Origin of the sequence: Streptomyces sp. NPDC052042 (genome assembly GCF_044548345.1) — a bacterium.
Lineage (GTDB): Bacteria > Actinomycetota > Actinomycetes > Streptomycetales > Streptomycetaceae > Streptomyces.
The window spans coordinates 21,762-35,361 of the sequence record NZ_JBIUBU010000001.1; the positions used below are offsets into that span (position 1 = coordinate 21,762).

Annotated in this window: 12 protein-coding genes; 6 read left to right on the forward strand and 6 right to left on the reverse strand. The window is 71.2% G+C overall.

Going from position 1 to position 13,600, the window contains the following annotated elements; genetic code table 11:
- The first annotated feature begins 101 nt into the window (after positions 1 to 101).
- The 3 genes from ACIHCL_RS00120 to tyrS all read left to right on the forward strand — a co-directional run bounded on the left by ACIHCL_RS00120 (position 102) and on the right by tyrS (position 4,667).
- Positions 102 to 1,625, forward strand: a complete 1,524-nt coding sequence (locus tag ACIHCL_RS00120; protein WP_399854990.1) for a TldD/PmbA family protein — start codon at positions 102 to 104, stop codon at positions 1,623 to 1,625.
- A gap of 82 nt (positions 1,626 to 1,707) precedes the next feature.
- Complete coding sequence (locus ACIHCL_RS00125) at positions 1,708 to 3,102, forward strand: metallopeptidase TldD-related protein (protein WP_399854993.1); 1,395 nt, start codon at positions 1,708 to 1,710, stop codon at positions 3,100 to 3,102.
- Between the two features lie 299 nt (positions 3,103 to 3,401).
- Positions 3,402 to 4,667 (forward strand): tyrosine--tRNA ligase, encoded by a 1,266-nt coding sequence (gene tyrS, locus ACIHCL_RS00130; RefSeq protein ID WP_399854995.1) that lies wholly within the window; start codon positions 3,402 to 3,404, stop codon positions 4,665 to 4,667.
- Between the two features lie 138 nt (positions 4,668 to 4,805).
- On the opposite strand, the gene ACIHCL_RS00135 is transcribed toward tyrS, so the two are convergent.
- Positions 4,806 to 5,102, reverse strand: a complete 297-nt coding sequence (locus tag ACIHCL_RS00135) for a GlsB/YeaQ/YmgE family stress response membrane protein (protein ID WP_399857044.1) — start codon at positions 5,100 to 5,102, stop codon at positions 4,806 to 4,808.
- Between the two features lie 378 nt (positions 5,103 to 5,480).
- Between ACIHCL_RS00135 and ACIHCL_RS00140 the strand changes: the two genes are divergently transcribed.
- Positions 5,481 to 5,867 (forward strand): DUF3099 domain-containing protein, encoded by a 387-nt coding sequence (locus tag ACIHCL_RS00140; protein ID WP_399854998.1) that lies wholly within the window; start codon positions 5,481 to 5,483, stop codon positions 5,865 to 5,867.
- A 335-nt stretch (positions 5,868 to 6,202) separates the two neighbouring features.
- A complete protein-coding gene (locus ACIHCL_RS00145) occupies positions 6,203 to 6,448 on the forward strand; it encodes a hypothetical protein (protein ID WP_399855000.1) in 246 nt (81 codons plus the stop codon).
- A gap of 119 nt (positions 6,449 to 6,567) precedes the next feature.
- Here ACIHCL_RS00145 and moaA read toward each other — a convergent pair whose 3' ends face one another.
- The 3 genes from moaA to ACIHCL_RS00160 form a co-directional block, all read right to left on the reverse strand.
- Positions 6,568 to 7,557 carry a GTP 3',8-cyclase MoaA gene (moaA, locus tag ACIHCL_RS00150; RefSeq protein WP_399855003.1) on the reverse strand — a complete coding sequence of 330 codons (990 nt, stop codon included), beginning with the start codon at positions 7,555 to 7,557 and terminating at the stop codon, positions 6,568 to 6,570.
- 283 nt (positions 7,558 to 7,840) lie between these two features.
- On the reverse strand, positions 7,841 to 9,484 hold the full coding sequence (locus ACIHCL_RS00155) for a cation acetate symporter (RefSeq protein ID WP_399855006.1): 1,644 nt from the start codon (positions 9,482 to 9,484) through the stop codon (positions 7,841 to 7,843).
- On the reverse strand, positions 9,481 to 9,849 hold the full coding sequence (locus ACIHCL_RS00160; protein ID WP_399855008.1) for a DUF485 domain-containing protein: 369 nt from the start codon (positions 9,847 to 9,849) through the stop codon (positions 9,481 to 9,483). Before ACIHCL_RS00160 ends, ACIHCL_RS00155 begins: the two co-directional genes overlap by 4 nt.
- 375 nt (positions 9,850 to 10,224) lie before the next feature.
- Between ACIHCL_RS00160 and ACIHCL_RS00165 the strand changes: the two genes are divergently transcribed.
- On the forward strand, positions 10,225 to 11,760 hold the full coding sequence (locus ACIHCL_RS00165) for a S8 family peptidase (RefSeq protein WP_399855011.1): 1,536 nt from the start codon (positions 10,225 to 10,227) through the stop codon (positions 11,758 to 11,760).
- A 112-nt stretch (positions 11,761 to 11,872) separates the two neighbouring features.
- On the opposite strand, the gene ACIHCL_RS00170 is transcribed toward ACIHCL_RS00165, so the two are convergent.
- Together ACIHCL_RS00170 and ACIHCL_RS00175 are read right to left on the reverse strand one after the other, a co-directional pair.
- Entirely contained in the window at positions 11,873 to 12,580 is a 708-nt protein-coding gene (locus tag ACIHCL_RS00170) for a lysoplasmalogenase (protein ID WP_399855013.1), read from the reverse strand.
- Positions 12,577 to 13,536, reverse strand: coding sequence for a sterol desaturase family protein (locus ACIHCL_RS00175; RefSeq protein ID WP_399855016.1), 960 nt, complete (start codon positions 13,534 to 13,536; stop codon positions 12,577 to 12,579). The genes ACIHCL_RS00170 and ACIHCL_RS00175 overlap by 4 nt, the downstream gene beginning before the upstream one ends.
- Positions 13,537 to 13,600: the final 64 nt, after the last annotated feature.

Sequence of the window (13,600 nt, forward strand, 5' to 3'; positions counted from 1 at the left end):
CTGTACGGGAGTCCCGGAGGCCGCCCCGAACCCGTATGCGTCCGTCGGCGGAGCGCGCCATGATTCACTGCCAGGACCCACCAGAGGAAGGGGAGCCCTTCGTGGCCCACGAAGTAGATCAGTCATTCCTGGCCCTGCCGCTGCGCTCCCTGGCCGACGCGGCGCTCGCCCGGGCCCGGGCGCTCGGGGCCACGCACGCGGACTTCCGCTTCGAGCGGGTGCGCAGCGCCTCCTGGCGGCTGCGGGACGCCCGGCTCTCCGGAAGCTCGGACACCACCGATCTCGGGTACGCGGTGCGGGTGGTGCACGGCGGGGCATGGGGTTTCGCGTCGGGCGTGGACCTGACGATGGACGCCGCGGCGAAGGTGGCCTCGCAGGCCGTCGCCCTGGCGAAACTGTCGGCGAAGGTGATCGCGGCGGCCGGGTCGGACGAGCGGGTGGAGCTGGCCGACGAGCCGGTGCACGGCGAGCGGACCTGGGTCTCGTCGTACGAGATCGACCCGTTCTCCGTGCCGGACGAGGAGAAGACGGGACTGCTCGCCGAGTGGAGCGGACGGCTGCTGCGGGCGGACGGGGTCGCGCATGTGGACGCCGCGCTGACGACCGTTCACGAGAACAAGTTCTACGCGGACACGGCGGGCACCGTCACCACCCAGCAGCGGGTGCGGCTGCACCCGGAGGTCACCGCGGTCGCCGTGGACGGGACCACCGGCGAGTTCGACTCGATGCGGACGCTCGCCCCGCCGGTGGGCCGCGGCTGGGAGTACCTGACCGGAACCGGCTGGGACTGGGACCGGGAGTTGGCGGAGATCCCCGGGCTGCTGGCGGAGAAGATGCGCGCGCCGAGCGTCGAGGCGGGGACGTACGACCTGGTCGTCGATCCGTCGAACCTGTGGCTGACCATCCACGAGTCGATCGGCCACGCCACCGAGCTGGACCGGGCGCTGGGGTACGAGGCGGCGTACGCGGGGACGTCGTTCGCCACCTTCGACCAGTTGGGCACGCTGGCCTACGGCTCCCCCGTGATGAACGTGACCGGAGACCGGACGGCCGAGCACGGGCTCGCCACCATCGGGTACGACGACGAGGGGGTCGAGGCGCAGTCCTGGGACCTCATCAGGGACGGGTCCCTGGTCGGGTACCAGCTCGACCGGAGGATGGCGAAGCTGACGGGGCTGGGCCGCTCCAACGGCTGCGCGTTCGCGGACTCGTCCGCCCATGTGCCCGTGCAGCGGATGGCGAACGTGTCGCTGCGGCCGGATCCGGGCGGGCTGTCCACGGAGGACCTGATCGGCGGGGTGGAACGCGGCATCTACGTGGTCGGCGACCGGTCCTGGTCGATCGACATGCAGCGCTACAACTTCCAGTTCACGGGTCAGCGGTTCTTCCGCATCGAGAACGGACGGCTGGCCGGTCAGCTGCGCGATGTCGCCTACCAGGCGACGACGACGGACTTCTGGGGCTCGATGGAGAAGGTCGGCGGCCCGCAGACGTACGTCCTGGGCGGCGCCTTCAACTGCGGCAAGGCCCAGCCGGGCCAGGTCGCGGCCGTCTCGCACGGCTGCCCCTCCGCCCTCTTCCGGGGTGTGAGCATCCTCAACACGACCCAGGAGGCCGGGCGATGAGCGGTCACCACGGAACCGGCCGCGGGTCCGGGGGGCGTCCCCCGGGCGGGCACAGTCTCAACACGACGCAGGAGGCGGGGCGATGAGCCGCGTGACGAAGCCGCACGAGATCGTCGAGCGGGCGCTCGAACTGTCCACCACCGACGGCTGTGTCGTCATCGCCGACGAGGAGTCGTCCGCCAATCTGCGCTGGGCCGGCAACGCGCTGACCACGAACGGGGTGACACGGGGGCGGACCCTCACCGTCATCGCGACCGTCGATGGTGCGCAGGGGACCGCGTCCGGGGTGGTGTCGCGGTCCGCGGTCACCGCCGACGAGCTGGAGCCGCTGGTGCGGGCGGCCGAGGCCGCCGCGCGCGGGGCCGGTCCGGCGGAGGACGCGCAGCCGCTGGTCGACGGGGTACCGCCGTCCCCCGGTTTCACGGACGGGCCGGCCGAGACGGGGTCGGACGTGTTCGCGGAGTTCGCCCCGGCGCTGGGCGACGCGTTCGCCCGCGCCCGGTCGGGCGGCCGGGAGCTGTACGGCTTCGCCCACCACCAGATGACCTCGACGTACCTCGGCACGTCGACGGGCCTGCGGCTGCGCCACGACCAGCCGAACGGGACGATGGAGCTCAACGCCAAGTCCCCCGACCGGACCCGGTCGACCTGGGCGGGCCGTTCCACCCGCGACTTCAAGGACGTCGACCCGATCGCGCTGGACGCGGAGCTGGCCGGGCGGCTGCGCTGGGCCGAACGCCGCGTCGAGCTGCCGGCCGGGCGGTACGAGACGCTGCTGCCGCCGTCCGCCGTGGCCGATCTGCTGGTCTACCAGCTCTGGTCGTCGTCGGCGCGCGACGCCGCGGAGGGCCGCACGGTGTTCTCCAGGCCGGGCGGCGGGACACGGCTCGGCGAGACCCTGACCGAGCTGCCGCTGTCGCTGCGCAGCGATCCGCACGCGCCGGGCCTCGAGTCGGCGCCGTTCGTGATCGCCCACGCGTCCGGGGACAGCGCGTCCGTCTTCGACAACGGCCTGCCACTGGCGCCGACCGAATGGATCCGGGACGGCAGGCTGGAGCATCTGACGACCACCCGGCACACGGCGGGGCTGACCGGGCTGCCGCTCGCGCCGACGATCGACAACCTGCTGCTCGACGGCGGCGGGGAACAGTCCCTGGAGGAGATGGTGGCCGCGACGACCGGCCGCGCACTGCTGCTGACCTGCCTGTGGTACATCAGGGAGGTCGATCCGGCGACGCTGCTGCTGACCGGGCTGACCCGCGACGGGGTGTATCTCGTCGAGAACGGCGAGGTCGTCGGCGAGGTGAACAACTTCCGGTTCAACGAGTCGCCGGTGGACCTGCTGTCGCGGGCCGCGGAGGCGGGCCGTACGGAGAGGACGCTGCCACGCGAGTGGAGCGACTGGTTCACCCGGGCCGCCGCTCCGGCACTGCGGATCCCGGACTTCAACATGAGTTCCGTGAGCCCCGGCGTCTGAGCCGCGCCCGGCTGGTGCCGCGGCCGGGAAGGGTCACCGGATCGCGACGTCCGGCGCTCGCCCGGGTGCTCGGCGTTCCCGGCATCGTTCGAGCGGGAAAGCCCCCTCCCTCGCCGCGTCGGCGCATCACCCGTGTGCGTCCGGTACACGGGTGGTACTCCGCCTTACGAGGGCACGCACCGGACGGCGAGGGCTTCCCGGCGGTCCTTCCCGGTCACGGCACTAGACTGGCCGGTGCCGTCCGGCGCCCTGCGGCGTACGGACGCCCTTCCGATGCACATGCGAGGAGAGAAAGTACCGTGACGGACATCGTCGACGAGCTGAAGTGGCGCGGGCTGTTCGCCCAGTCCACCGATGAAGACGCACTGCGCAAGGCTCTCGCGGACGGCCCCGTCACGTTCTATTGCGGCTACGACCCCACCGCGGCGAGTCTGCATGTCGGCCACCTGGTGCAGGTGCTCACGATGCGCCGGCTCCAGCAGGCGGGGCTGCGGCCGATCGCCCTGGTCGGCGGGGCCACCGGCCAGATCGGCGACCCGAGGCCGACCGCCGAGCGCACGCTGAACCCCCCGGAGACCATCGCCGAATGGGTGTCGGGGCTGCGCAGGCAGATCGAGCCGTTCCTGTCCTTCGAGGGCGACAACGCCGCGATCATGGTGAACAACCTGGACTGGACCGCGGGCATGTCCGCGATCGAGTTCCTGCGCGATGTCGGCAAGCACTTCCGGGTCAACAAGATGCTGACCAAGGACGCCATCGCCCGCCGCCTGGAGTCCGACGAGGGCATCAGCTACACCGAGTTCAGCTACCAGCTGCTCCAGAGCATGGACTTCCTGGAGCTGTACCGGCGCTACGGCTGCACCCTCCAGCAGGGCGGCAGCGACCAGTGGGGCAACCTCACCGCGGGTCTCGACCTGATCCACCGCCTGGAGCCGGGTGCCGAGGTGCACGCGCTGGCGACGCCGCTGATGACGAAGGCGGACGGGACCAAGTTCGGCAAGACCGAGGGCGGGGCCGTCTGGCTCGACCCGACGCTGACGACGCCGTACGCCTTCTACCAGTTCTGGCTGAACGTGGACGACCGGGACGTCTCCCGGTACATGCGCGTCCTCAGCTTCCGCACCCCGGCGGAGCTGGAGGAGCTGGAGAAGGTCACCGAGGAGCGCCCGCAGGCCCGTACGGCGCAGCGCGCGCTGGCCGAGGAGCTGACGACGCTGGTGCACGGCGCCGACCAGTGCGCCGCGGTGGTCGCCGCGTCGAAGGCCCTCTTCGGACAGGGCGAACTGAGCGAGCTGGACGAGGCGACGCTGAGTGCCGCGCTGTCCGAGGTCCCGCACGCCCGGGTCGCCGAACTCGGCCCGCTGGTGGACCTCCTGGTGGAGGTCGGTCTGGCACCGAGCAAGTCGGGTGCCCGCCGCACGGTGAAGGAGGGCGGCGCGTACGTGAACAACGTCAAGGTCACGGACGGCGAGAGCGCCCCGGAGCGTGAGTGCCTGCTGCACGGACGCTGGCTGGTGCTGCGCCGGGGCAAGAAGAACCTCGCCGCCGTCGAGGTCACCGGCTGATCCCGGCCTTGCCGGTTCCCGGCCGCTCGGGGATTCCCTCGGGCGGCCGGGAACCATGAGCACCGGCACCGCGGCCGGGCAGCCGTGACGGGTGCCCGGCCGCGGTGTTTCGTGCCCCGGTGCGCCGTTTTCCGGGGGTCAGACTTCGTGGTCGCGGCCCGCGGGTCTGCGCCCGTTGCCGCGGACCGCGTTCCACACCGCGCTGCCGATGCCGACGATGATCACGGCGGCGATCAGCTGGAGCAGATGGCGCGTCCAGTCGATGCCCTTGGTGTCGCGGACTCCGAGCCCGGAGGCGGCGGCATTGCCCAGGGTGCCGCCGATCAGGCCCAGGAGCGCCGTCAGCCACAGAGGGATGTTCTGTTTGCCGGGCAGGACCGCCTTCGCGATCAGGCCGAGCACCAGTCCCACGATGATTGCCCACAGCCAGCCCATGTCGCCTCCTCCCGCGACCAGGTGCGACACGCTGTCGCACCTGGTCCAGTCTCGGCGCGGCGCTCGTCCGTCGCACGCCGGACGCGTCCGTACGCGTGACGTGGCCGCTCCGTACGCGCGGACCGGCCGGGACGTGTGGCCGCTCGCGGCAGGGACGACCGGACCGTTCGGTCTGCGCGGGCCGTGGGCCGTGGGGGTAGAGCCGACCGGGGGATCGTACGGATGCGACCCGCCCCGGTCTCGAAGCCGCCGGACGCCGGGCGTACCGTGGGTGCGGGCGGGACGCGTCCGGTCCGGGACACCTCCGGCCCGGGGTGTCCGGTACCGGAACGAGGTCTCCCCGGCCGTCGGGCGCCGGGGAAGGGTGGTGGAGACGTGATGCCGAAGCAGAACACCGTGGAGGTCTTCCGGATCACGGGAGCCAGGCAGGGACTCGCGGACGACGTGCGCGGCAGGCAGCGGCGCTATGTGGTCTCGATGTCCGTGCGGACGGTCTCGGTGGTCCTGGCCGCGGGGCTGTGGAACATCGAGCGGTATGTGGCGATCGTGGCGCTGGTCGTGGGAGCCGTGCTCCCCTACGTGGCGGTGGTCATCGCCAACGCGGGCCGGGAATCCACCCCCGGGCTCCCCTCGACGTTCGTCCCCACCCCGGTACGCCCCGCGCTCGATGCCGGACCCAAGTCCTCGGCGGCGGAACCCGCCCCCGCCGCCGAGGGAACGGGGCGCGGGCAAACCGACGGAAAGCGTGGCACGGAAGCCGTGTGAGCCACGAGAACCGTGGTGACGTCCGGGGTGCGATATCGGTCGCGTGACAGCCTCCTGGGACCGGAATTCGCGAGAACACCGGATCAATCCTCGGGTTACGGTGCACCACCCCCCTGTCCGCGTGACATACTGCGTACGCGCTCCGCATCCCCCGTCGGAGCGACAGACCGACGCCGGGCAGCTCCCCCCGTGGCTGCTCGGCGTCGTTTTTGTTCGCTGTGTCGGGACACGTGCCCGCGGGCGGCGCCCCGACCCGTCGGCCCCCCCTGACCGCCCCGGCACCCGCGCCCCGGGCTGATCCAGGGGGGTACGGGACAGCCCTTAGGGTTGAGTCCGTGAACTCCCCCGATCCCGCGGCCGAGAACGCCGCCGCACCCATCTGCTCCGCCAAGGGCTGCCGGACCGCCGCCGTCTGGGTGCTGGCCTGGAACAATCCCAAGGTGCACACCCCGGAGCGCCGCAAGACGTGGCTGGCCTGCGAGGAACACCGCGAGCACCTCTCGTCGTTCCTGGGTGTCCGGGGCTTCCTCAAGGACGTCGTGACGCTGGCCGACTGGGAGTCCGGAGCAGCCGGGCGCTGAGGCCCGTCCGGACGGGTCGCCCGCCCCGCTCGTCCCGTCGTCCCGCCTCGCCTCCGTCGCCCGCCCGACTCAGCGGCCGGGGCCGGCCGTTCGCCGGACGGAAGGCCGGACGTCCGCCGTCAGCCGCCGATCGCCGACATCGGCCGGTCCGGCTGCAGGAAGGACGGGTCGTCGAGGCCGGATCCGGCCTTCTTGCCCCACATCGCCCGCACCCAGATCCGGGCGATCTCCTCGTCCGGCGCGTCCGACCGCAGGGCGCCGCGCAGATCGGTCTCCTCGCGGGCGAAGAGGCAGGTGCGCACCTGCCCGTCGGCGGTGAGCCTGGTCCGGTCGCAGGCCCGGCAGAAGGGGCGGGTGACGGAGGCGACGACGCCGACGCGGTGGGGCCCGCCGTCGACGAGCCAGCGTTCGGCGGGGGCGGATCCACGCTCGCCCGAGCCCTCCTCCGTGAGGGTGAAACGGGTGCGCAACGACCGGAGTATGTCGCCCGCCGTGATCATGCCTTCGCGCTTCCAGCCGTGCTGGGCGTCGAGCGGCATCTGCTCGATGAAGCGGAGCTCGTATCCGTGCTCGATGGCCCAGGCGAGCAGGTCGGGGGCCTCGTCGTCGTTGAGCCCCGGCATCAGGACGGTGTTGATCTTGACGGGTGCGAGACCGGCGTCGCGCGCGGCTTCGAGACCGGCCAGTACGTCGTGGTGGCGGTCGCGGCGGGTGAGCGCCTTGAAGACATCGGGGCGCAGGGTGTCCAGCGAGACGTTGACCCGGTCCAGACCGGCCGCCGCGAGCGCGCCGGCCGTACGCTTCAGGCCGATGCCGTTGGTGGTGAGCGAGAGCTCGGGGCGCGGGCCGAGGGACGCGCAGCGCTCGATGATGGAGACGAGCCCGGGGCGCAGCAGCGGCTCGCCACCGGTGAAGCGGACTTCGGTGATGCCGAGGCGGCCGACGGCGATGCGGACGAGTCGCACGATCTCGTCGTCGCTGAGCAGGTCGGGCTTGGCCAGCCACTGCAGGCCCTCTTCCGGCATGCAGTAGGTGCAGCGCAGATTGCACCGGTCGGTCAGCGACACGCGCAGATCGGTGGCGACCCTGCCGTACGTGTCGATGAGCATGCGGCCCCCTCCGCGATCGTCTTCCCGGCTTGCGTTTCCGGGATCGTTCTTCCGGTTTCCGTGCCCGTGTGTTTCCGTTTCCCTGCTTCCGCTCCGGCCGGGCGCCGGGCGGAGCCCATGGCGGGGTGTCCGGAGCGGGTCCGCCGATCGGCTCCTGCGAGAGGCCGGTTCTTGTCAGCCTACGCGAGACCTGTGACATCGGAGGGGTTCGCAGGGCGCGGGGAGCGTCCCGGGCCGTACCGCGGGGTGCCGCGGCAGGGCCCGGGGCGGTGTCCCGGCCCGCTCAGTGGGCTCCGACGCCGGTGAGGGACTTGACCTCCAGTTCGGCGTACTTGCCCTTGTCCGGCTCCTCCTTCGAGAGGAGGGAGCCGATCCAGCCGAGCAGGAAGCCCAGCGGGATGGAGATCAGCCCCGGGTTCTCCAACGGGAACCAGGCGAAGTCGACCCCCTTGAACATGGACGTCTTCTCGTTGCCGGAGACGACCGGTGAGAACAGCACCAGGATCACCGAGGTGGCCAGACCGCCGTAGATCGACCAGAGCGCGCCCCGGGTGGTGAACCGCTTCCAGAAGAGGCTGTAGAGGATGGTCGGCAGGTTCGCGGAGGCGGCGACGGCGAAGGCGAGCGCGACCAGCCCGGCGACGTTCATGTCGCGGGCGAAGACGCCCAGGGCGATCGCGACCGCGCCGATGAGGACGGTGGCCCAGCGGGCGGCCCGCATCTCCTCCTTCTCGGTGGCCTTCCCCTTGCGGATGACGTTGGCGTAGATGTCGTGCGCGAAGGAGGACGAGGAGGCGAGGGTGAGGCCCGCGACGACGGCGAGGATGGTGGCGAAGGCGACGGCCGAGATCACCGCCAGCAGCACGGCGCCGCCGGTGGTGCCCACCCCTCCCAGGTATTCGGCGAGTTGCGGGGCGGCGGCGTTGCCGGCCGGGTTCTTCGCACTGATCTCGTCCGGGCCGATCAGCGCCGCGGCGCCGAAGCCGAGCGCGATCGTCATCAGGTAGAAGGCGCCGATGATGCCGATGGCCCAGTTGACCGACTTACGGGCGGCCTTGGCGGTCGGCACCGTGTAGAAGCGGATCAGGATGTGCGGCAGACCGGCGGTGCCGAGGACCAGCGCGATGCCGAGGGAGATGAAGTCCAGCTTCGAGGTGCCGGTGGTCCCGTACTTGAGCCCGGGCTCCAGGAAGGCCGTTCCGTGGCCGCTCTTCGCCGCGGCCGTGCCCAGCAGGTCCGAGACGTTGAAGTCGAACTTCAGCAGCACCAGGAAGGTCATCAGCAGCGCACCGGCGATGAGCAGCACGGCCTTGACCATCTGGACCCAGGTGGTGCCCTTCATGCCGCCGATGCTGACGTACACGATCATCAGGACGCCGACCAGCGCGACGATGAGGATCTTGCCCGCGTCGCTGGTGATACCGAGCAGCAGGGCGACCAGGACGCCCGCGCCCGCCATCTGCGCCAGCAGGTAGAAGATCGAGACGACGATGGTGGAGACGCCGGCCGCGGTGCGGACCGGGCGCTGCCGCATCCGGTAGGCGAGGACGTCGCCCATCGTGTAACGGCCGGAATTGCGCAGCGGTTCGGCGACCAGCAGCAGCGCCACCAGCCAGGCGACGAGGAAGCCGATGGAGTACAGGAAACCGTCGTAGCCGAAGAGGGCGATGGCGCCGGCGATCCCGAGGAACGAGGCCGCGGACATGTAGTCGCCGGACACCGCGAGCCCGTTCTGGAACGCGGTGAACTGCCTGCCGCCGGCGTAGAAGTCGGAGGCGCTCCTGGTCTGCCGTCCGGCCCAGATGGTGATGCCGAGGGTCGCGGCGACGAACGCCGCGAACAACGTGATGATCAGCGGCCGGTGCTCGGCGGTCGAGGAGGCGGCGGCCAGGTGGAGGACGGAGAAAGAGGGGTGAGGGGCGGTCATGCGCCGGCCTCCAGACGGTACTTGATGGCCTCGGCCTTCGGGTCGAGCTTGGCGGCGGCGTGGCGCGAGTAGAGCCAGGCGATGAGGAACGTGCTGACGAACTGGGCGAGGCCGAACACGAAGGCCACGTTGATGGTGCCGTACACCTTGGTGCCCATGAAGCCGCCCGCGTAGTTGGACAGCAGCACGTACAGGAGGTACCAGAGGACGAAGGCGACGGTCAGCGGGAAGGCGAACGAGCGGTGGGCGCGGCGCAGTTCGCCGAACTCCGCGCTCTCCTGCGCCGCGACGAACGCTTCGGTCGCCGGTTCGGCGGGGCGGGTGTCCGCAACGCTTTCGGGCGGTGGTGCTGCATCGGTGGTCACGGAATCTCCTCGCGGCACGGGTGCGATGACGGGAACGGTGGGTTGTCGCCTGGGAGCCCCGCCCGGTCGCAGAGGCGCGGTGCGCTCTCCCCGAGGCAGCGGCGGGTTCCCCTGCCTACGACACGGACGACGTGCCGCGGTGGTTCACCGCCCGTTCGCACTCCCCGATCCGCCGGTCCGCGCCCCCATCCGCCGGTGCGCACCCCTCGAACGCCCCCGAAAGTCCGCGTTCACCTCCACGCGCGTCCGTCCGGAGGAAATTCCATTACCGCGAACTCATTGATCAGGGGGGTGATCAGGGATAACTTCACTGGTCATGTACGCGACCGGCACATCCAACGGCCGGTCGCTCGGCACGAATGATGTGGAGACCCCATGGCTCAGCTGGGTTCCAGACGGACGCGCACCCTGTCGATCTCCGTCGGACTGGCACTCACTGCTTCGCTCGGCTTCCTGCCGGCGGGTGCCGCCTCCGCCACCCCGACGGGGGCGCAGCCCTCGGCGAAGGTGTCGACGGACGGCCCGAAGCTCTCGTACGTGGTCAACACACGGGCCAACCACGGCACCGTCAAGCAGGTGACGAAGGCGATAACCGCGGCCGGTGGCACGGTGGTCGCCTCCTACGAGCAGATCGGCGTGATCGTCGTCCACTCGCAGAACCCGGACTTCGCGCAGTCGATGCGCCGGGTCAAGGCGGTCGACTCGGTGGGTGCGACCCGCACCAACCCCATCGTTCCGCAGGCCGTCACGGAGATCGAGGTCGAGCAGCCGCTCACCGCCGCGCAGGCCGAGGCCGCGGCGACGGAGGCGACCGCCGGGCAGGACCCGATGGAGCCGCTGCAGTGGGACCTGCCCGCCATCAAGGCGGACCAGGCGCACCGCATCTCGCTGGGCAGCAGCAAGGTCACCGTCGCGGTCATCGACACGGGTGTCGATGACACCCACCCCGACCTGGCGCCGAACTTCGACCGCCGGGCCTCGGTCAACTGCGTGTCCGGTGCGCCGGACACCTCGGACGGCGCCTGGCGTCCGAAGGCCGACGAGAGCGATCACGGCACGCACGTGGCGGGCACCATCGCCGCCGCGAAGAACGGCATCGGGATCACGGGCGTCGCGCCCGGTGTGAAGGTCTCCGGCATCAAGGTTTCCACCCCGGACGGCTCCTTCTACACCGAGGCCGTCGTCTGCGGCTTCATCTGGGCCGCGGAGCACGGCGTCGACGTCACCAACAACAGCTATTACACCGACCCGTGGATGTTCAACTGCAAGGACGACCCGGACCAGGCCGCGCTGGCCGAGGCCGTGGGCCGCGCCACCCGCTACGCGGAGCGCAAGGGCACGGTCAACGTGGCCTCGGCCGGGAACAGCGCCTTCGACCTGGCCTCGCACGCGATCCTGGACAAGACCAGCCCGAACGACAGCACGGCGATCGAGCGGACGATCGACCCGCGCGAATGCCTCGACCTCCCGGCGACGCTGCCCGGTGTCGTGACGGTCTCGGCGACCGGCGCCAAGGGGCTGAAGTCCTCGTACTCGAACTACGGCCTGGGCATGATCGACGTCGCGGCCCCGGGCGGTGACTCGACGATCTACCAGACCCCCGAGCCGCCCGCCACGAGCGGTCTGATCCTGTCCACCCTGCCGGGCGGCAAGTACGGCTACAAGGCCGGTACGTCCATGGCGTCCCCGCACGTCGCGGGCGTCGCGGCCCTGATCAAGTCGAAGCACCCGTACGCCTCGCCGGCCGTGGTGAAGGCGCTCCTGACGGCCGAGGCCGACGCCACCGCGTGCGGGGAGCCGTACGACATCAACGGTGACGGCGTGATCGACGCCGTCTGCGAGGGCGGCAAGAACTACAACGGCTTCTACGGGGCCGGAATGGTGAACGCGCTGAACGCGGTCCGCTGGTAACGGATTTGGCAGGACGCGGGGCGGCGGCCGGCACCGGTCGCCGCCCCTCTCCTCTCTTCCCGACCAGTGGCACAGCGGTTCCGCCGCCGCCCGGCCGGTCCGGCGACGGGGTTCACGGCCTCGGGGTCTCCGGTTCCGGAGCGCCCGCCGACGCGCGGACCCACGGAGCGCGCGGCCACGGATGCGTCCCGGGCGCGAGCGCCCCGGCGGTGAGCAGGAACTGCGCGGCGATGTACGTGAGCATGATCCAGAAGCCGTGGGCGGGCAGTGCCGGCCAGTCGGCGACCCCGACGGCGATGAGCGCGTCGGAGAGCAGGAAGAGCGCCCCGCCGACGGCCGCGTACCGGCCGAGGACGCCGGCGCGGTACGCCGTCGCCGTGAGCAGCAGGCTGTAGCCGACCATCGGGATCCGCAGCTCGGCGGGGAGCCCGGGCCAGAGCAGCGCGATGGCAGCGGCCAGGACGACGGCGTACGCCACCGCGGCGGCCAACGAGCTCCGGGCGCGGCCGAACAGCCACAGGTAGCAGACGTGTCCGACGGCGAAGGAGCCCATCCCGAGGAGGAAGGCGAGATCGCCGTCCAGCATCAGGAACACGTCGCCGCCCCACCCGAACAGCAGTGCGGCGACGAGCAGTCGGGGGCCGCCCCGGGCCGCGGCGTACCCGGCCAGCAGCGGCATCAGCAGGGGCTTGGCGACAAGGGCGGCGATCCGGACGTCGCCGAGCACGGCGACGAGGTCGACGGCGCAGGCCACCAGGAAGGCGGCGAGCAGCGCGCGGGTGAGCCGTTCCCGGCGGTCCGTTCCGGTGGGGGCGTTCATCCGGCGCGCTCCTCGGTGCGAAGGGTCGTGGGGGTTGTCGGCGGCTGGGTGGTGCCGGACCCGGAGGCTGCGGGCGCCGTCTCGGTGGTGCGGGCTCCGGGGCCACGGGAGGCCGGTGCGGTCGCCGCCGGCTGCCAGCCCGGCCCGCGGAAGATCCGCCCGGCGCGTTCGCCCCAGCTGTCCGCCGCCCGCACGTCACGGGCGATGGCGAGGTACTCGTGGGTGGCGACCCGCAGCGGGTTGTACGTGTCGATGTTCTTGGTGAGGCCGAACACGGGCCGCTCCGTCTCGGGGGTGAAGGTCCCGAAGAGCCGGTCCCAGACGATCAGGATGCCGCCGAAGTTGCGGTCCAGGTAGCCGCCCTGCGAGGCGTGGTGCACCCGGTGGTGGGAGGGCGTGTTCAGCACGTACTCGAACGGCCGGGGAAGCCGGTCGACGCGTTCGGTGTGCACCCAGAACTGGTAGACGAGGTTCGCCGACGAGCAGAACGCGAGCGCGGCCGGGTGGACGCCGCAGGCCACCAGGGGCAGGTAGAACGGCCAGACGCTCCACGAGGTCCAGGGCTGGCGCAGGGCGGTGGTGAGGTTGAACTTCCGGCTGGAATGGTGGACGACGTGACAGGCCCACAGGATCCGGATGACGTGGTGGCCCCGGTGGGACCAGTAGTAGAGGAAGTCCTGGGAGAGCAGCATCAGCAGGACGGTCCACCACAGCACGGGGACCCGCAGCGGCGTCAGCTCGTAGACCACGGTGTAGATCGCCACGATGGGCACTTTCCACAGCAGGTCGAAGAAGAGACTGCCCAGTCCCATGGTGACGCTGGTGGCCGCGTCCTTCGTCTCGTACCCGGCGGCGTCCTCGTCGGGATGGAAGCGGTGGAGGGCCATCTCCAGAACGGTGAGCAGGACGAAGGCCGGGATGGACCAGAGAACGACATCGGGCGGGTTCGGCGGCATGCGAGCACCGTAGAGCCGCAGATCGCCCAGGGCCAGATGTTGTTACCAACAAGTATGCGAGACG